The sequence below is a fragment of the Shewanella sp. Isolate13 genome, assembly GCF_022398325.1.
Lineage (GTDB): Bacteria > Pseudomonadota > Gammaproteobacteria > Enterobacterales > Shewanellaceae > Shewanella.
In genome coordinates this window covers 1-19602 of sequence record NZ_JAKEVD010000054.1, presented here as the reverse complement: position 1 = coordinate 19602, position 19602 = coordinate 1, and the positions used below count along the sequence as shown (strand labels likewise).

11 protein-coding genes and 1 riboswitch are annotated in these 19602 nt (G+C 48.3%); of the genes, 7 read left to right on the top strand and 4 right to left on the bottom strand.

What is annotated here, in order from left to right; genetic code table 11:
- Positions 1–35: 35 nt before the first annotated feature.
- Positions 36–2225, bottom strand: a complete 2190-nt coding sequence (locus L1D44_RS20870) for a TonB-dependent receptor (RefSeq protein WP_239893135.1) — start codon at positions 2223–2225, stop codon at positions 36–38.
- A gap of 243 nt (positions 2226–2468) precedes the next feature.
- On the opposite strand from L1D44_RS20870, the gene L1D44_RS20865 reads away from it, so the two are divergent.
- The 5 genes from L1D44_RS20865 to L1D44_RS20845 all read left to right on the top strand — a co-directional run bounded on the left by L1D44_RS20865 (position 2469) and on the right by L1D44_RS20845 (position 11241).
- On the top strand, positions 2469–3173 hold the full coding sequence (locus L1D44_RS20865; RefSeq protein WP_239893134.1) for a DUF3581 domain-containing protein: 705 nt from the start codon (positions 2469–2471) through the stop codon (positions 3171–3173).
- 362 nt (positions 3174–3535) lie between these two features.
- Positions 3536–3681: riboswitch (glycine riboswitch) on the top strand.
- A 205-nt stretch (positions 3682–3886) separates the two neighbouring features.
- Positions 3887–5257: a sodium:alanine symporter family protein gene (locus tag L1D44_RS20860; RefSeq protein WP_239893133.1), complete on the top strand. Its 1371-nt coding sequence runs from the start codon at positions 3887–3889 to the stop codon at positions 5255–5257.
- 434 nt (positions 5258–5691) lie between these two features.
- On the top strand, positions 5692–9366 hold the full coding sequence (locus L1D44_RS20855; RefSeq protein WP_239893132.1) for an ATP-binding protein: 3675 nt from the start codon (positions 5692–5694) through the stop codon (positions 9364–9366).
- Positions 9366–10019 carry a hypothetical protein gene (locus tag L1D44_RS20850; RefSeq protein WP_239893131.1) on the top strand — a complete coding sequence of 218 codons (654 nt, stop codon included), beginning with the start codon at positions 9366–9368 and terminating at the stop codon, positions 10017–10019. The genes L1D44_RS20855 and L1D44_RS20850 overlap by 1 nt, the downstream gene beginning before the upstream one ends.
- A 1-nt stretch (position 10020) precedes the next feature.
- Complete coding sequence (locus L1D44_RS20845) at positions 10021–11241, top strand: phosphoenolpyruvate carboxylase (protein ID WP_220767993.1); 1221 nt, start codon at positions 10021–10023, stop codon at positions 11239–11241.
- Here the strand turns inward: L1D44_RS20845 and L1D44_RS20840 are convergent.
- Complete coding sequence (locus L1D44_RS20840) at positions 11193–11441, bottom strand: hypothetical protein (protein WP_239893130.1); 249 nt, start codon at positions 11439–11441, stop codon at positions 11193–11195. The two genes, L1D44_RS20845 and L1D44_RS20840, sit on opposite strands and share 49 nt — an antisense overlap.
- Before the next feature lie 293 nt (positions 11442–11734).
- Here L1D44_RS20840 and L1D44_RS20835 point away from each other — a divergent pair, with 293 nt between their 5' ends.
- Positions 11735–13015, top strand: a complete 1281-nt coding sequence (locus L1D44_RS20835) for a dicarboxylate/amino acid:cation symporter (protein WP_239893129.1) — start codon at positions 11735–11737, stop codon at positions 13013–13015.
- 107 nt (positions 13016–13122) lie between these two features.
- On the opposite strand, the gene L1D44_RS20830 is transcribed toward L1D44_RS20835, so the two are convergent.
- Positions 13123–14505 carry a sigma-54 dependent transcriptional regulator gene (locus L1D44_RS20830; protein ID WP_239893128.1) on the bottom strand — a complete coding sequence of 461 codons (1383 nt, stop codon included), beginning with the start codon at positions 14503–14505 and terminating at the stop codon, positions 13123–13125.
- A gap of 119 nt (positions 14506–14624) precedes the next feature.
- Entirely contained in the window at positions 14625–16652 is a 2028-nt protein-coding gene (locus L1D44_RS20825; protein WP_239893127.1) for a transporter substrate-binding domain-containing protein, read from the bottom strand.
- A 430-nt stretch (positions 16653–17082) separates the two neighbouring features.
- Here L1D44_RS20825 and L1D44_RS20820 point away from each other — a divergent pair, with 430 nt between their 5' ends.
- On the top strand, positions 17083–18873 hold the full coding sequence (locus L1D44_RS20820; protein ID WP_275660552.1) for a flavocytochrome c: 1791 nt from the start codon (positions 17083–17085) through the stop codon (positions 18871–18873).
- The last annotated feature ends 729 nt before the right edge of the window (positions 18874–19602 follow it).

Below are 19602 nucleotides of genomic sequence, written 5' to 3'. Positions count from 1 at the left end.
ATTTTAAGGTTTGAGCAGTGTTGCCGTTGTTTTGGTTAAAATTTATACGCATATCCCACTGAAACGGTCATCGGCTTGCCAACAAAGTTGGAACCATAGACTTTCGATGTGACATATTTTTCATCGAATAAGTTCTCTGCGGTGAGGTAAAGCTCCTGGGATTCACTGATGAAATAGCGGCCCGATAAGTCGACAATGGTTTTGGCTTTGATTAAATTCTCTTGCGCAATTTCACCTTGGCCTGCTTTGGTGCGTATATCATCGGTGTATCGGGCTGCAACAGTCAGTTCCCAACTATCGACTTTGACTCCGGCCGAGGCAAATAGCATGTTTTCGGCGATATAGGGAAGTTTGTCTCCTTTTTTCACATCACCCCATGGGTCGAAATCAGACTCGAAGCTGTTAGCAAACTCGGCATCTGTGTAGGTATAGGCAAGCTTTACTGGAAAGCTGATGTCATTTTGAGTATTGAAGCTATAAGCCAAGCTTAGCTCTAATCCCTTAACGTCAACTTCGCCGCCGTTGTATTGATTACCAATATTGTCATCATCACAACCGATAGATGCCGTGCATTCGCCGTGCATGTTGCTGTAATCGCTGTAGAAGAAGATAGCCTCGGAGCTAAACTCGCCTGTGTTGTAACGGGCGCCGGCCTCATAGTTCCAGCTCTGCTCCTCTTTTTTATCGGCATTGCCTGGAGAGGCGGGGGCGAAGCCTTTCTGAACTCCGGCGAGTACTAAGAAGTCGCTGTTTACCTGATAGGTTGCCGAGAGTGAAGGTAAGGTTGCCGAGAAACTGTTGTCGATATCTTTATTTGGCTGACCGTCACGGCCTGGGTTCTCTTTACCCCAGTCGGTGCGGTTAGTCTTTACATCTTCATAGCGAACGCCAGCGGTAATGTTAAAATCCCCTAACTGGATCTTATCTTGTACGTAGAGGGCTAAGGCTTCGGCGCTATCTACGCGGTTAGAGTCGCTGCCGGGAATGCCGCTCTCGGTTAATGTCATCACCTGATTTGAATCTAGATCATAATGATCCGCCCACTGGAATCTATCCATCTCATCTTCATGGTAGCGAGCGCCGAAGGCCAGATCATGGTTATCGAGGTACCAGTTAAGTTCAGTCTGAATACCCTGTGAGATATAGCTACGGTTATTGGCTTTAACGCGTACATCCATTGACGCCCTTGATGGGTTGTTATCAAATTCAGAGGCGGCTTCTACACCACCTTGACTGAGTTTGAGTCCATCAACTTTATCGGCCTTATACCAGTTGCGGGCAAAGTCGTTGTAGTAGGCGGTTGTGCCAAGGCTGAGGTTATCGCTAAAGTCGATAATATGGTTTATCTGTAGCTGTTTATGCTCAGTGTTCATCACATCTTTTTGCGAAGCTGAGTAGCGAGCATAGGGTGTCGTTTCATAATCGGCATCGGTTAAGCCCATGTAGGTCTCATTTGAGACTTCATCTGAGTATTTCAGCTTAAACTCCAACACCTGCGCATATTTAGCATCATCAGCAGAGCGAATGCTTACTTTTGCAAGTGCATCGTTCTTTTCAAATCCAGTGTTGCCACCCACACCGTTGATATCTTTAAAGCCATCGGCTTGATAACGATAGAGATCCACTACGGCACCGACTCGTTCACCCTGCCCACCGGCATAGGCGTGGAGCTTACCGAAGCCATCTTGCCCAGCTGCAACATCGAGCTTGCCCGCTAGTTCCTCTTCAGGGATCTGGCGGGAGAGCATATTGATTACCCCGCCTGTGGTTCTTGGCCCGTACTTAACGGTTGAACTTCCCTTTAGGATCTCAACAGATTGCATTCTGCCAGGTGTAGGGAAGTAATAGGCGGCGGGAGAGGCGTAGGGGGCTGGCGCTGCCAAGACACCATCTTCCATGATAGTAATTTTTTCTGAGCGGTTCTGTCCGGTGCCGCGCATACCTATGTTAGGTCTTAAACCGTAGCCATCTTCCTCTTGAATATAGACCCCAGGGATACTCGCGAGTGTGCGCATGATATCTGTATATTTGAAGGTATCCAGCTCAGCTTGATTGATGAGGTGTGCACTACCAGGCACGGTATTGAGCGGGTTTTGCTTACCAAAGATACTGATCTGCTCCATGGTCGGCTGGGAGCCTGACTCCTGCGCCATTAATTGAGGCGAAAGGGCAGTGAGCAGTGCAGTTGAAAGTAGACTTAAAGAACGTGTTTTACGGTGTGACATAGGAGCTCCGTATTGGATATAACTTCGAATGACCCATTAAATGTTAATGGGATTGATTATCATTTGCGTTGAATCCTATTCTTCAACTCTTAAAATTAACTTAATGCGGTAGTTCTTTACATTTGTTAACAAGGAGCCTAGTGGGGCGAGGCTATGAGTGAGCAAGTCATCGGGTGAGTCAAAATCAAATCTTGGTATACACTGTCGGGTCATTTTTATGGCTAACAAGATGTTTGAGTGAATATGTTTTTAAGTTCTTATTTTCAAAAAGAAAATCAATCTGTATCTATCACTCCTGCCCAGGCGAGTGATTTTGCCAAAGGCGTCGCACAAGACTTCAATCCTATCCATGATGTTGCGGTTAAGCGTTTTTGTGTGCCTGGGGATCTGCTTTTTGCCTTGGTACTCAACGAGTATGGTTTAAGCCAGAAGATGACCTTTAACTTCGCTGGTATGGTCGGCGATGGGGTTAAACTGCAGTTTCCTGACATGGTCGCGGAAGACTTTGATATTCGAGATGATAAAGATAAGTGCTATCTCGAAGTGCATCGCAGCGGCGATGTGCGTCACTGTGAGACGCAAATTGAGTCGTTTATTCGTAAGTATGTGGCGTTCTCAGGGCTAAATTTCATGCACATCTTAGTGCCTATGATGAAGCAGCATCAGATGATGATTAACCCTGCGCGCCCACTTGTGATCTACGAAAGCATGTCGTTTGACTTAACCACCTTAGACTTTACCGAAGTCAGCTTAAAGCTGGTTAAGCAAGACTTACAGATTGAAGGTAAGCGCGGCGATGTGACACTGACCTTTGAGTTACTCAGTGGTGATACTGTGGTGGGCAGTGGCGTGAAGACCTTGGTGATGAGTGGCTTACGCCCCTATGAAGAGGAAGCGGCGCAACAGATGTGTGATGCCTATGAGAGTCGTAGGGTTGCCTTCGGTTAACTGTTTAGACCGCCGTTCATTTTAGAATCCATTTAAAGCCACTTAACGCAATTTTGCTTGAGTGGCTTTTTGTTTTCAGTCTAGGCTATAGCCCAAAATAGCATCGATTCGTATCAAAAACGCGCAAATGAACGGTTAAGATTAAAAATGTGACTAAGCTCACTTGCTGCAAATGCGATGAGGGAGCATTCTATCTGTCCCTATCGCTTGCTGACCCTAATGGTTAGATAAGGATTGGGATCCGTTCGGATGAAGGTAGCAGGAGAGTGGGGAGTAACCCCACACCGACGAGGCAACTTTGTTAGGCTTTACGCTAAACAAAGCACTCTTTCAGGTGCCACATAGTGGTGAGGACTGTTACTGGACGAGCCTCTGGAGAGACTGTGAGCAGCTAAGTGTTCGTAAGCTTAATTGTCACACAGCGCCGAAGGCGAAAGTGTTAGCTCAGCTATTAAACCCAGCTATGAGTTAACGCGAAACGCTCAGGCAAAAGGACAGAGGAGAGGATGACTGTGCTAGCTCTTATTAGCTACATAAAGTCACTGTCGTTTGTCGCTGCGCCTTTTTCTGCCTACCTTACGCTTAAGTGAAGTCAGGCCGAGTCTATCGCTCGTTGCATCCGTCGGTGATCTGCAACAGCCATTTCTTTTCCTCCTCCGATTATTAATAACTCTTATTTAGAGAGTTTTGTTGTTTAATACTCGAGGAATATCATGAATTTTCACGCGCTTTTAGCCGACATCAATGCCATTGTCTGGGGACCTATTACCCTGTGCTTATTGGTTGGAACCGGCCTCTATCTCACCGTTAGACTCAAACTGATTCAAGTGTTTAAGCTGCCTATGGCTTTAGGTTTACTGTTTAAACCTGCAACCGGTAAGGGCGATCTATCCTCTTTTGCCGCGTTATGTACTGCGCTGTCGGCAACTATCGGTACCGGTAATATCGTCGGCGTGGCCACCGCAATTAAAATTGGTGGCCCCGGCGCGCTGTTTTGGATGTGGCTAGCAGCCTTTTTTGGGATGGCAACTAAGTACGCCGAGTGTATGCTAGCGGTGAAGTACCGCACCACAGACGCTCGCGGTAATATCGCTGGCGGCCCTATGTATTATATCGAGCGTGGTTTAGGGCTTAAGTGGTTAGCTAAAATCTTCGCCATCTTCGGTGTGGGTGTGGCCTTCTTCGGCATCGGTACCTTTGCTCAGGTTAATGCCATCAGTGATGCTATGACTATCGCCTTCGAGGTGCCATCTTGGGTAACGGCGGTGATCTTAACGCTAATGGTCGCTGCGGTGACACTGGGCGGTGTAAAGCGCATCGCTAACGTGGCGCAAAAGCTAGTACCAAGCATGGCGCTCGGTTATGTGCTGGCTTGTATGTGGGTACTGTTTACCTTCTCTGATCAAATCATTCCAGCGTTTGAGTTAGTGCTTCACTCAGCCTTTACCCCTATCTCTGCGGCGGGTGGTTTCCTCGGGGCAACGGTTGCTCAAGCGCTGCAGATCGGTATTGCTCGCGGGGTGTTCTCTAATGAGTCGGGTCTAGGTAGTGCGCCTATTGCTGCTGCTGCGGCTAAAACCAATGAGCCTGTAGAGCAGGGGCTTGTGAGCATGACAGGTACTTTTTTCGATACGATTTTAATCTGTACCATGACAGGTCTGGTACTGATTATTACCGGTGTGTGGAGCGGTGATGCAGCCGGTGCGGCCATGACGAGTGCGGCATTTGCCGCTAGTGGTTCAGAAGTTGTTGGTCAATACGTGGTCACCATTGCCTTAGTGTGCTTTGCCTTTACCACCATTTTAGGTTGGCATTATTACGGCGAGCGCTGCTGGTATTACCTAACCGATAGTCGTCTGGGTGAGAAAGGCATTAAGATCTACCAATTTACCTTCTTAGCCCTGATTGCCGGTGGCGCCTTCATTCACTTAGATCTTATCTGGATGCTAGCCGATACCGTTAACGGTTTGATGGCTATTCCTAACTTGATTGCACTGATTGGTTTAAGGCATGTGATCTTAAAAGAGACCCGCAAATATTTTGCCAAGCAGCAAGCATTAGCGACCCAAAGCTCATTGGCTTAAGGCTACTATTGAAATAGACCGCTCAAGGCTATTGGCTTTAACAAGCGAAAAACCTTGAAAGTTCAGTGAATTATCAATGCTAGAAATAGAGCCCATCTCATCAATAGTGAGGTGGGCTTTTTATTGGCTGTTTTTCGAAAAAGCTAAAGATTGTAGATGATGCTGTCGCCTGTTAACTGCCGATTGATTGAGCATTAAAATGCCTAAAAATGGCGTATGATCTCGCTTCTGATATTTGGTCACAGAAACCGCCGCTTTAGTCACTTTGGCATAATTGCCAAGCGTGGCGCTTTCCTTTAATTTAGTGACCATCAAAATTTTTTATAGCCCTAATATTAGCCTTAATATTAGCTCTAACATTAGACCTGACAATTTTAGCTTAATGTAAGCCCACAGCGCTTACCGTTACGGCTCTGTTTGGATTAAGGAATGCAATGCCAAGCTTAAATCGCATCATACTTATCGATACTCATCTACCTGGTGTGGTAGAACTGGCCCTGGATGGCCACACCAATATTTGTGGTACTAACGCATCGGGTAAAACCACACTGCAGCGTCTGGTTCCGGTTTTTTATGGTGAATACCCGAGTCGAGTGGTGCCATCAACCCGTGACAGTTTCGAGCGTTGGTACCTGCCCCATGATTCAAGCTTTATCATCTATGAATATATCAAGTCAGATGGTCTAGCCTACCAAGCGGTGTTGGCGTCAGCAGGTGACGGTAAAGGGGTGAACTACCGCTTTATTGCCAAGGGCTTCGAGCTTGAGGATTACATCAAGACTAAGCAGGGCGATAGCATTCAATGCTTCACCATGGCTGAACTTGGTCGAGAGATGAAGCGCGCCGGTGTGGCAGTGACTAACCTGCTTAATACCCGTGAATTTAGGGCTATTATCCAAAACGACCGTGCGCTACTGAGCACGGGCAGTAACCGCAATGAGCTGCGTAACTACGCGCGTCAGTTCTCTTTGTGTGAAGCCGAGCATTCACTACGCCATATCGAAAAGTTGGCCAAGGCGGTGCACTCGAAAGAGGGCAAGATGGAAACCATCAAGTCGATGATTGCCGCCATCTTGGAAGAGGACGGGGTTAACCCGCCAAGTTCACGCCTTAACCCGCAACGCGTCGAAGCTTGGATCCGTGAGAGTCAGCTCATTCAAGGCTTTGAGCAAATTCGCCCAGAGTTTGAAAAACTCGAGCAGGAGTTTGACCAGCTGCTGAGCACCGAGCAGCGTCTTGCCAGTCTGCGCCGTGGCTACAGCAAAGATGAAACCACCGAAATTGAGCGCCAAGAGCATCATCAAGACCTGTCTAAGGCTCTCAATGCTCAGCTGCGTCAACTCGATGACGAGTGGAAAGAGCAACGTGACGAGCTTAACCTCGATCTATCTGCCGCCAAGGGCGATGTGGCTAAGTGCGAACATGAGCTGGACTCGATTGAAGATCAGCATGCCAGCTTCCAAGACGCCGATATCGAGCAGGCCAAATTAGATCTAGAGCAGCTTCCAAGCTGGCGCGGCAGTTTAGAGAACCTAAGCGAGCGTCATAAGCTGCAAACCGAGAAGCATCAAGATATTGAAGCGGCCTACAATGCCCGTCGCAGCAAGATTGGTGAAGGTCTTAACCGCGAGTTAGAAAACCTACATCAAGAACAAGATAGCCTGCGTGAATCCCGTGACAAACAAAGAGAGATTGGCCGCACTGAGCTTGCCGAACTAGAGGCGCAGTGGCGCGAGTCGACCGAGAAAGGTCAGGCGCAGTTTAGCGAGCAAGCCTATCAGCTTAAGGTCAATGCCGCCGAGCTTAAGGTGCGCGTCGACAGCGTGACTTACTCTGAAGAGGAAAAACTGGCGCTAGCGGTATTCGATGAGCGTATATCCCGCGCCGATGAAGAGCAGGAAGCCTGTAATGCCAAGGTGGACCGTCTATCGAGTGAAGAGCGCAAGCTGAGAGCCAAGCGCGATCAGGCTAACGAGAGTCTGCGTGTTGCTGGCATTCGCGTGACTGAGCGCCAGAGTGAGCTCGAAGAGCTGACTCATATGCTGTTCCCGCAGTCGCATACTTTGCTGGAATTCTTACGTAAAGAAGCCGCTGGCTGGGAAAATACCTTAGGTAAGGTGATTAACTCTGAGCTACTGCACCGCAGCGATCTACACCCAAGCATTAGCAGTGAAAACTTAGAAGCCTTATACGGTATCGCGCTGGACTTAAAAGCCATCGACGCGCCAGAATATGCCGCCTCAGAGCAAGAGCTAAGAGTTAAACATGCCGCCGCTGAAGAGGCGCTATCTAGCGCCAAAGAACTGCAAGCCGAAGCGGAAGATATCTTAGTTGCCAGCAACACAGAGCTAGATAAGTTACTGCGTGAGCTGACCTTTGCCCGCACGGCTTACAAAAATAGCCGTGATGACTTACGCCGCCTATTTGATGATAAACGCGCCGAGCAGGAGAAGATTAACCTTGCACTGAACGAGCGTAAATCCGCCTCGCAGAAGCAGCTTGCCCGTATCGACAGCGATATCAAGCAGCTTCAGGGTCAGCAGCAAGAGTGGTTAGAAGAGCAAAAAGAGCAGGCGCTTGAAGCGCGCATGGAGAAGAATGCCTACTGGCAAGAAGTGGTTGGTGCGTTAGACAGCCAGCTAAACCAAGTGAAAGCCAACATTCAAAACCGCCGTGAGCACGCAGCAAGTGAGCAGAAGGCCTGTGAGCAGTGGTACAAAAACGAGCTTAAATCTCGTGGTGTCGACGAAGCTAAAATCGTCGCCCTTAAGGCCGAAATTCGCACCCTCGAGAGCAATATCAGCAAGGCGGAGCAGCGCCGCAGCGAAGTGCTACGTTACGACGACTGGTATCAGCACACTTGGCTTAAACGCAAGCCTAAGTTGCAATCGGAGCTAAGTAAGGTCAAACACGCCAGCCTAGATCTGGAGCAGCAACTTAAGAGTAAGGCTAATGAAGTTAAGGCTAAACGCAACGAGCTAGACAGTGAGCGTAAGCAATCCGATGCGGTGCAGATTGAAGCCTCAGAAAACTTAACTAAGCTGCGCAGCGTAATGCGTAAACTGAGTGAGCTTAAGCTACCAGCCAGTAACGATGATGCTCAGGGCAGTCTGTCTGAGCGTCTACGCCAAGGTGAAGATCAGCTACTGAAACGCGACTCATTGATGGGCTCGGTCAAGCAGTATGTTGAGCACTTCGACTCGGTGATCGCCAGTAAATCAGGTTCAGGGTTATCGGAGACTTGGGAGCGAGCCCGTGAAGAGTCGAGCTTTGTTAATGACAAAGGCATCCGTATTCTTGATTACCGCAAGTTAGTGCCACAGCTAGAGCAGTTACTTAACGTGATGGTGCCGCAGTCAATTATGGCGCTGCGTGAGCAGGGGCGAATTTTTGGTGTCGATTTAACTGCCTTCTACGATGTACTGGCCGATATCGACCGCCGCATCGCCTCACAAAGTGCGCGCATTACCCGTGAAGTGGGTGAGGAGCTGTTCCTCGATGGCGTATCAGAATCTGCGGTTAAAATTCGTTCACGCATCAGCGAACTAGAGTTCTGGCCTGAGCTAGAGCTATTTGTTAAGGCATTTAAACGTTGGAAGGCCGATGGCTTTAACGACTTGCCAGGTGAAGATTACACCAACAGCATGCGCCGCGCGTTAGACATTATCGGCCGCGCCGCACTCTCTGGTGGTATCGCTAAGCTGCTTGAGATTGAGCTGCGCCTAAAAGAGGGCAATAGCGACTTAGTTATCCGCACCGACAGACAGCTAAACGAGTCATCGAGTCACGGTATGGCTTACCTGATCTTATGTAAGTTCCTGCTGGCGTTTACCCGTCTACTGCGTGGCCGCGCCGAGGTGACCATCCATTGGCCGATCGATGAGCTCGGTACCTTACACCACGGTAACGTGAAGAAGATTTTCGATGCCTGTGAGAACAACAATATCTCAGTATTGGGGGCGTTCCCCAACCCTGAGTCTGAGGTACTGAACCTGTTTTCGAACCGTTACATCATCAACAAACAAACTAAGAAACTGCAGGTAGTTAAGCCTCAAGTTAATCCGATCGCCGAGAAACTTAATCAGCGTCGCACTCAGGAGGCTGTGTAATGAGCCAAGCAACCGAAACCGCCATCGTTGGCACTAGCGCCCTTATTGAACGTTTACTCAAAGGTCAGTTTATCTGTCGCACTACTGATGAAGACGGCTGGCGCGCACTGAAAAGCCCATCGACTCGTGACTATGTTGAGCAGTACTTAAATCAGATCAATCGCACCATAGGCTCGGCGGGTGAAGGTGAAGTCTTCTTCTGTGGCTATCAGCAGCTAGGCGATGGTGAGCGCAAGGTGATCTCATCGCAGTTTAAAGATATCTGTAATGCGCTGATCCCGCTGGTGGAGTGGCTGGTACTGGTGCAAGAGGGCAGCGGCCAAGATGCACCGCTATCTGAAGGTGTTGCCGTGCGCTTAACCGAGCTGCAGACCCGTATCGAAGATACGCCAGCGTTTCGTGAGCAGCTGGCGAAAATCAGCCATTACCGCTTATTTGGCTCAACCAGTACCAATGTTGATGCGCAAATCAAGCTGGTGTTTAAGCGCTTAGTCGAACTCGGTTACCTGACTCGCCCGAATAGCGAAAAGCAGATCTATATCGCTACCGGTAAGCTCGATTACCTGTATGAGGTGATCCGCTTTATCGATGAGACCGAAGGCTTAAGCCTTGAAGCCCAAGCTGAAACCGCCACTCAAAGGGATCTGATCTAATATGAGCAGTAACTTACACCAAGCCGGTGTTAAGCTGCTAAAACAGCTTGGACGCCATGCAGAGCTGGTGATGGACGTTTACTTATCGGGCTCAGTCTCGGTCGATGAGAGTAACGCTCAAGCCATCGATAAACTGCAAAAGAGCGACATTCTGTGGCGACCCGAGCCTGAGCAAGAACTGCGGTTGAAGCGTTCGGTGCGTGCCTTACTGGAAGAGGCTTTGAGCGATGAGCGTAATCGGCAAATTGACTCTAATGTGGGCTCGTCCCTAGCTACCATCAAGACCTTGGCCGACCACTATAAAGAGGCGCGCCATAATGTGGATTTCAGTGCCTCAGAGGCTTACCTTGCCGACTTGAGTGAGCATGTTTATAGCTTCGCCGATGGTCTACGCTACTCTATCCGTGTGCTGTGGAGCCGTATCAACAACGAGTTTGGTTATGTCGGCAGTATCAACGCTAAAATCCGTGAGAACGAGCTGGCCCAGAGCCAAGTCTCCGAGTTGCTAAACGGCCTTGAGATGTTCCAGTTTAGCGAACTCGGTGAGATAGCCGGCGATATTCGCGAGCTGAGAAAGCTGCTGGTGACCACACTGCAGGAAACTTTGAGTGACTGTACTCAAGAGCTCAGTGTGGTGCAGGCGCGTCTGCTAGAGCTACTGGGTCGTTTCCGTCAAATCCGTGGTCGTACCCGTTTGCTAAAAGGCTGGTTGCTGTATACCGATCTGCATCCAGACTACAAACCTGCCGATCATGTGAGTCACAAGCAACTCCCGGCACTGTTTAATATCGCCGAGCCGCTGTTGGCTCCGGCATCTGTGGATGTGCATAACCATAGCTTAGAGCCTGAGCTACTTGAAATTGTCTCTAACATTAAGCGTATCGATCGCTTAAATGATGTGGGTGCTGTGCGTGAGCAAGATGTCTCGGTTGATCTTACCCAAGCAGAAGATTTCGACATTCCTGATAATCCGCTTAAGCTGGCGGTTGATGGCTATTTCTGCGCGGTGATTGATTCGGGTAAGAGTCAGTCGGCGCTAGAGTACCTAGATGAGCAGCAACTCCCTTGGGATAGAGAGTCCTGGTTGTATCAGGTGATCTGCGGCTATGAGGGCCTACCCGAAGAGCATAGAAGCTACTTCGAACTTGAGCATATCGGTGAGCCCGACCCGGTTTATAGCGGTAACTTCATCATTAAAGATGTGGAGCTGTGGCTAGCATAGCATTCTGTTTGAGCACTTTGTTTGAGCGCTCTGGCATAGCGTTTTAATTGACGGATAAACCGCCAAGAAAAAGCACCTTTTAAGGTGCTTTTTTTATGAGCATTAATCGGTGTGTTTGCCGATATGTAACGATAAATACCCTTTTCGCCGTCTTGCGTGGCTTTTAATTCTGCTGCAGGTCGGCGCGGTGGTGTTTTCAACTGTATTCTTTTTAAGTTTTCGTTCTTAAAATGATGCAGATATGTTGTCGATGTAAAAGTTGCGTCTAGGTGGGTTGTATCCTCGGGTAATCTAAATTGTTTAGAATCAGTGGTTTAGGTGGTTGCTTCTGGCTGGGTTACCAAGCTGTTTCAAAAACTATTTTGCCCTTTTAGATTGAAATTCTTGCCAGCATGTTTCACTATCCCTGCACAATGAGATGGAAATCAAGTTTTCATCAAGATTGAAGGCAATAGAAGGCATGCGCTAAGACATGTCCCAATAAGGCAAGCAAATGAAAAAATCACTTTCGACCCGGATCTTTATCGGTCTTTTTTCAGGGCTTATTTTTGGCTCTATCATCCAATACTTTCTCGCTGATATCAGCTTCTTCTCTGGCACAATCGTCGAGCTAGCCTCAGGCGCAGGCACTATGTTCGTCAATATGATCATGATGCTAGTGGTACCGCTGGTCTTCGTCAGTATCGTTTGCGGCGTGTGCGAGCTTAAAGATCTCAATAGTTTCGGCCGCTTAGGCGGCAAGACATTCGGCTTCTATATCATCAACACCTTAGTGGCGATTTTCGCTGCATTAGGCGTGGCACTGTTGCTTGCTCCAGGCAAGGGCGTAGATATGTCTAGCGGTGGCGGCGTCGATATCGTGGCGACAGAGCTACCTAACCTAGTCGATTTGATTGTCAGTATCGTACCGAGCAACCCGATTACGGCATTTGGTTCGGGTAACATGCTACAAGTTATCTTTATGGCGTTACTACTTGGCGGCGTGATTAAGTCTCTTGGTGAAGCGGCGCAAAGCGCGGTAAACGGCTTCCAAGTGGCAAACAAGATCATGATGAAGCTGATCAGTGTGGTGATGCAGCTGGCGCCTATCGGTGTCTTTGCGCTGATGCTAAAGCTAGGCGCGACATTGGAAGCGGCAATCTTTGGCAGTGTGGTCGAATACCTAGCGCTGATCATCGGCCTATTACTGCTGTGGATTTTTGTGGTCTACCCATTCGCCGTTGGTCTGTTTACTCAAACTTCAGCTAAAGAGTTCCGCGCTAAGACCCGCGAACAGATTTTATTTTCACTGTCGACGGCGAGTTCTAATGCGACCATCCCGGTAACTATGCGTACGCTAACTGAAAAGCTAGGGGTTAATCGCTCTGTTGCTGGCTTTGGTGTACCGCTAGGCGCGACCATGAACATGGGCGGCGTATCAATTTATATCACTATCGCTATCTTCTTCGTTGCTAACGCATTTGGCGCGCCTATTTCGATGGAGCAGCTACCTGCATTGCTATTTAGTATCTTCTTACTGTCTGTTGGCGCGGGTGGTGTACCTGGCGGCGGCATGGTGATGATTGGTGTGCTTATCCATCAGATGGGGCTACCTATCGAAGCGTTCGCAATTGTTGCAGCGCTAGACCGTCTAATTGATATGGTACTGACCTCGTGTAACGTAGTGGGTGACACCGCGGTACTGACCATAGTGAATGAAACCGAAAAGGATGCTGACGCTAAGTTGGCTCCGGCTCAAGCTCAAACACAAGTACAGGCTCAAGCCCAAGCCTGAATCTGAGTTTAAGCTTAGCGACAACAGACTCGCACTTATTGTTTGAAGATTAAAAATGCCAGCAACTTGCTGGCATTTTTGTTTTCTAGCTTTTCTTGTTTTTGTTCTTACTTTTCTTTAGTGATGCGCCGGCTCAACGCACTCTGACTTATGCCAAGCATCTGCGCCGCAGCGGTTTGGTTATTGGCGGTGCGGTTCATCGCCTCTTGAATGAGCGCGTCACTCATCTGGGCCAATGTCGGCAGATTCTTAGGGAAGATAAGCTGGTCGCAGTCGCTGCTACTACTCGGTTTACTCTGGTTTATCGCCTCCATAAAGGGGGTGATATTCAGTAGGATGCCGTCACTGCGACTCACGGCGTCAAACACCATGCCTTTAAGCTCGTGCAGGTTGCCAGGGAAATCATATTCACTGAGCTGCTGAGCAAGGGAGGCGGGTTGCTGTGGCTCTGACAGTCCCATCTCTTTGGCGGCAAGGGTTATGAAGTGGTTGATCAGCATAGACAGATCCAGCTTACGCTGTCTTAGCGGTGGCAGCTTGATGGTGTGTGAGCGCAGGCGATAGAGCAGATCGCTTCTGAATTTTCCAGCCTGATTCAGCGCCAATAGATCGTGCTGCGTTGAGGTGATAATCTTACACAGTACCGGATAGGCTCTGTCACTACCGATTGGGTAATACTGCTTATGTTCAATCACATCGACAAGCTTAGCTTGGGCTTCGATGGGCAAGTCACCAATCTCATTTAGATACAGCAGGCCAGACTGCACCTGATGCAATACCCCGGCTTGGGCGCTGATCTGGCCGTCTTCGCCTGTGTGGAGTTGACCGAATAGCTGCAACTCGAATGCCGAGGTACTGATCCCCGCTAAATTCACATTGACAAAGGGGGCATCGGCGCAGATAAGCTGATGGCAAGACTTGGCGAACTCATCTTTACCTGTGCCGCTTTCGCCTTGAATAAGGATGGGCTCAGGGCTTAGGGCCACCGCCTCCAGATAGCGAAACTGATCCAGTAGCGCAGGCTCGCAGGTGAGGATGTTATTAAACACATCGGGGCGATTTAAGGTGCGGCTTAAGAAGCTCTCTTTGATCCGCAGGTAGTTACGCTCGAGGCCGACGACTTCAAGCGCGCGGCGCACGGTGCGCGCCAGATCATCGACATTATCGGTCTTGATAAAGTAGTCATAGGCACCGTTTTTAATGCAGCGTACTGCGGTGTCGACCTCGTTGACCCCAGTCACTATGATGACGCGGGTCTTAGGAAACTCTTTACGGATCATCTCAAGTAAGTCTTCACCGGAGTGAAACGGCATGGTCAGATCAAGCAGCACTAAAGCGTAATCCCCTGTCTGTAAGCGGCTCATCACTTGGCGACTGTCGACACAGGTATCGATCGTCGCTTCTGGCACGAGACGATTAAGCGTAATGGAAAGCGTTCTAAGCCAAGACGCTTCATCGTCAACAAGGAGAATATTTCTAGCAAGTTTCATGTGATACCAGTCCTATAAAATATCTGTTCTGTTCAGAGCCTCTTAGGCTGTTCATCTCAAGGCACAATGATGAGTCAATGCTAATTCGCCTTTGAGTCACGGCACTTTTAGTCACGCAATCAGTACTCCAATGGAAAGCGTATTTTTATCACAGTGCCTTTGCCAAGCCGTGAGGTGATCTGCATGTCGGCCTTGTGCTCTTTAATGATGCGGCTACACACGGAAAGCCCTAAACCACTGCCACCGCTTGAGCGGCGGGTGGTAAAGAAAGGTTCGGTAATGCGTTGTAGTGTCGCGCTATCCATGCCCGAGCCCTTATCACTGACGACGAGGCAAATATGTTTGTCTTCGACACAGGTCTTAATATTGATGTGCTCCTTGCACTCATAGCAGTCGGCATCTTGCCTTATTGCATGACAGGCATTTTGGATGAGATTAATCAGTACCTGATGCAGTTGCTGCGCATCGCCCATAACAACTGGGCTTGGGGTCAGTAGATCGGTCGTCACGTTAAAAATCTTGGTCTGATTGGCGGTCAGACGTAACGAAACCTCGACCACTTCATTGAGGTTAATCGCTCGGTATTCGTTGGCTAGGGTCGGCAGCGCATAGCGTTTAAGGTCGTTAACGATACGGCTAATTCGCTGAGCGCCTTCCTCTATCGAGTTGCTGCTGAGGTCCAATTCGCCCATGGCCAGATCCGGTGATAGCCCTGCCACCGTCCAAAATGGGTTCTGTTTCTGGTAATGACTGCTCGCTTCCGACAGATCTTTTAGGGCGTCGCTGATAAAGGCTATCGAGTGAATGATGATCCCGGTGGGGTTATTGATCTCATGGGCAATGCCCGCCGATAGCTCGCCGAGTGAGGCGAGTCGACTGGCTTCATCGTTAGCCTGACGCAACCTGTGCTGCTCGGTGGCTTCTTCGAGTAATATGACCACCTGCTGCTTACTAATTGGGTGAAGCTGGAGCTGCCAATACTGATTGTTGATCTGCATATCGGCTTTTTGGGATTTTTGCTCGACTAGGGCATCACAGAGCGCGTTGCCTAAGTTAAAGGTCTCACCATCAATATAGTGAAAATCGGGGTTAGTTAGCAGATCGTTGTTGTTATCATTACTCCAAAGACATTCAAGATCACGGTTAAATAGGGTGACACCGTGGGGAATACCGTTGAGTACCGACTGGAACTGTTTCGATAGATTTGAGATGGCGAGCTCGGCCTTCTCTCTATTGGCTAACTCTACCTTAAGCGCCTTGGAGCGTTTGCGCAGGCTCAGGCTGATAAAGCCGGTTAACAGCATGCCGACGGCGGAGAGTAGGCTGACAAAAATCGCCAGCGACAGCATCTTTTTCTGCGCAGAGTTAAGGTCAACCTTCTCGCGGCCAGTACCAAACCACTTATTGACCAGACGGTCATATTCGCCGGAGAGCTTAAGTTGTCTTAGGGCATCGTTGATCTGTGCCATCATCTCAGCATTCTTATAGTTGCTGACAAAGTTAAATGCGCCATAGATCAGCGGGTCGCTTGAACTACGGATCGATGGATACAGGGGCATGAGTCGTCTGGCGACAAAGTTCTCGGCGATCACCACATCGACTTCACCTTTAATCAGCAGTTGAAAGCCGGTTTCATACAGGTCGACATCGACACGGGTGAAATCCTGCTTTTTACCTGAGATATAGACATCGACGAAGGCGCCTTTCTTGATGGCGACGCGTTTGCCTGCCAAATCATTCCAGCCGTTGATAAAGGATTTTCCCTGCAAGGTATAGGCCTTGGCGTGGGTGGCATAAATGGGATCAGATTGGCTCAGCTCTCTATCGACTGTAATCGGGCTGACCACGGCGATGACATCAATGAGTGAGTCACGGTTGTGCACGTCTTTTAAAAGTTGTTGGAAGCTCTTACGGCGGATAACGATGCGTTTGCCCATAAGCTGGCCGATGCGATCCATCAGCTCAAGGTTAAAACCTTGATCTACACCATTGTTGCGCCATTCTAGTGGTGCAGTTTTAGAGTGAACGCCGAAGATTATACTATGATTCTCATAGGGCTCTGCGGCATGTAATGGCAGCGATAGCCCCGCCAAGCCAAGCACACAAAGCGTAAAAAGCGTGCAAACTAAGTTAACAAATATTTTCATAAACGAATCTTAGCATGAGCTTATGCAGGATAACTGTGCGGGGTTTCTCGATTTGCTAAGGAATTAGTTAGCTGATTATAACAGTTTAATCATGCTGAAATTCATTGGTTTAGCCGCGTTTAGCGTTGGTGTTATCTCGGGTTATTTTGCAAATGGTGAGCCATGAACAAGAGATGTGATCTTGTTAACGGCTCACTATGCATTTTTGCATAACAACCTATGAGGTTATGCATCTTTGCATGACCGCTTTTGCAAGCTGTGATCGAGTGTTCAGTTTCTTGAGCCTGTCAGGAGATGTTGTTGAAGGGCGCAGGCTTCAGGCAGACAATTACCTCGAATTGAGTATTTAAGACGGCGCTTATGACCGTCAAATCTAACCGTGATGGCTTTTTAGTGCTGCTAAGGCAGTCATGAAAAGTGAGGAAATGAGATGAAAAACTTTAAGAAAGCAGTGTGTATTGCAACACTTCTTGGCTCAGCTGGCTTGATGTCTAATGCTATTGCAGCTGATAACTTGGCAGAATTCCATGGTGAAAACCAAGAGTGTGATAGCTGCCATATGCCAGATGGTGAGCTATCAAACGACAGCCTAACTTACGAGAACGCCCAGTGTGTATCTTGTCACGGTACATTGGCTGAAGTTGCTGAAGAAACTAAACATGAGCACTACAATGCCCATGACTCTCATTTCCCTGGTGATGTGGCTTGTACTTCTTGTCACAGCGCTCACGAAAAATCAATGGTTTACTGTGACTCTTGCCATAGCTTTGACTTTGACATGCCTTACACTAAGAAGTGGGAACGTCATGAGCCAAGCATCGATGAGTTACTAAAAGACAAGTCTGACCGTCAAGCGGCACTTGCTGAAGCACCACGTGACACAGTTGATGTAGTGGTTGTTGGTTCTGGTGGTGCAGGTTTCTCTGCTGCAGTATCTGCATTTGATCACGGCGCTAAAGTGATCCTAATTGAAAAAGAACCTGTTATTGGTGGTAACGCTAAGCTTGCAGCAGGTGGTATGAACGCCGCTTGGACCGATCAGCAAAAAGCCAAAGGCATTAAAGACAGCGTCGAGTCTATGTACAAAGACACCATGAAAGGTGGCCGTGACATTAACGACCCTGCACTAGTAGAAGTATTAACTTCTCACTCTAAAGGTTCAGTCGATTGGTTAACTGCGATGGGCGCTGACCTTAACGACGTAGGTCGTATGGGTGGTGCATCGGCTAACCGTTCACACCGTCCAACGGGTGGTGCTGGTGTTGGTGCTCACGTCATTCAAGTGCTTTACGATAACGCTGTTAAGCGTGATATCGATATGCGCATGAACACCCGTGGTATCGAAATCCTTAAAGATGACAAAGGTAACGTTAAAGGTCTGCTAGTTAAAGGTATGTACAAGGGTTACTACTGGATTAAAGCTGACGCGGTTATCCTAGCTACAGGTGGTTTCGCTAAGAACAACGAGCGTGTATCTAAGTTAGATCCTAAGCTAAAAGGCTTCGTATCAACTAACCAACCAGGTGCAACAGGTGACGGTATCGACGTAGCAGGCAATGCTGGCGCGGCGATGAAAGATCTTGAGTACATCCAAGCTCACCCAACGCTATCTGTTAAAGGTGGTGTGATGGTAACTGAAGCGGTTCGTGGTAACGGTGCAATTCTAGTTAACCGTGAAGGTAAGCGTTTCGTTAACGAAATCACCACACGTGACAAGGCTGCGGCAGCGATTTTGAACCAAACGGGTAAGTCTGCGTTCCTAATCTTTGATGACTCTGTACGTAAGTCGCTAAGCAAGATTGATAAGTATATCGGTCTAGGTGTTGCACCAAGCGCTGATACCTTAGTTAAGCTAGGTGAAATGGAACAGATTGATGGTAAAGCACTGACTGAAGCCGTTGCTCGCTACAACAGCTTTGTTAAGAGCGGTAAAGATGAAGACTTCGGTCGTCCTAACCTACCTCGTGCCCTTAACGAAGGTAACTACTATGCAATCGAAGTGACTCCAGGTGTTCACCACACTATGGGCGGCGTGATGATTGACTCTAAGTCTGAAATCATGAATGCGAAGAAGCAAGTTATCCCAGGCCTATATGGCGCAGGTGAAGTAACTGGTGGTGTTCATGGTGCTAACCGTCTAGGTGGTAACGCTATCTCTGATATCGTGACCTTCGGTAGAATGGCTGGTGAGAATGCAGCTGAATACGCTAAAAAGAAATAGTCTTCTTTAGACTAATCTTGGAAGTGTTAGTCGGGGTTGAGATTTGAGTTAAGTTTCAGCCTCAGACTAAAAAACAAAAGCCTTTATCTTCGGATAAAGGCTTTTTTGTTTTCTCAATTTTCAGTTGAGAGTGATTGATGCCAAAGGTTGTGCTGTTCTAGCCTAGTGCAGATACAGCTGAGGCCTTTGATGGCATGGATGCCATCGTAGAGCTTACAGGGCCAATTCTGTTCCATACAGAATTTGGCATTCCCTCCGTCCATGGAGGTCAGACGTACTTGGAGCGTGCCTCAGAAGTGTCTCCACATACGCGGGCCGCAGGCCATTGGAACCACTTTTGTTATGTGCTAACTCTCAGCCTAAAAATATATCGAGTCTTTTATGGTTATGCTATCAAGCACAGCTTGATTAGCTATCGGGGGCGGGCGAAGCGCCGCGACGTTAGTTGTTAGACGCAGTCTAACTTAAAATTCGGGCGTAGCCTGATGCGTTACCAATGTGGCACAGCCACGATCTTTATCAAGCAAAGCTTGATCGTTTAAAGTGACAGTTAGCCGCTACCTAACTGACCACCAAACTCGGTGACAGAGTCGCCACCTCTGCGACGAAAATCCTGATATAGCTCAAACAAACGAAAAATTAGTAAAATTTTTTTGTTTTTAATATTGGTTTAATTGTTGTTTTTTCTGGTAGAAAAATTACCAATTTACTCTGTGAATGCTTGTAAAT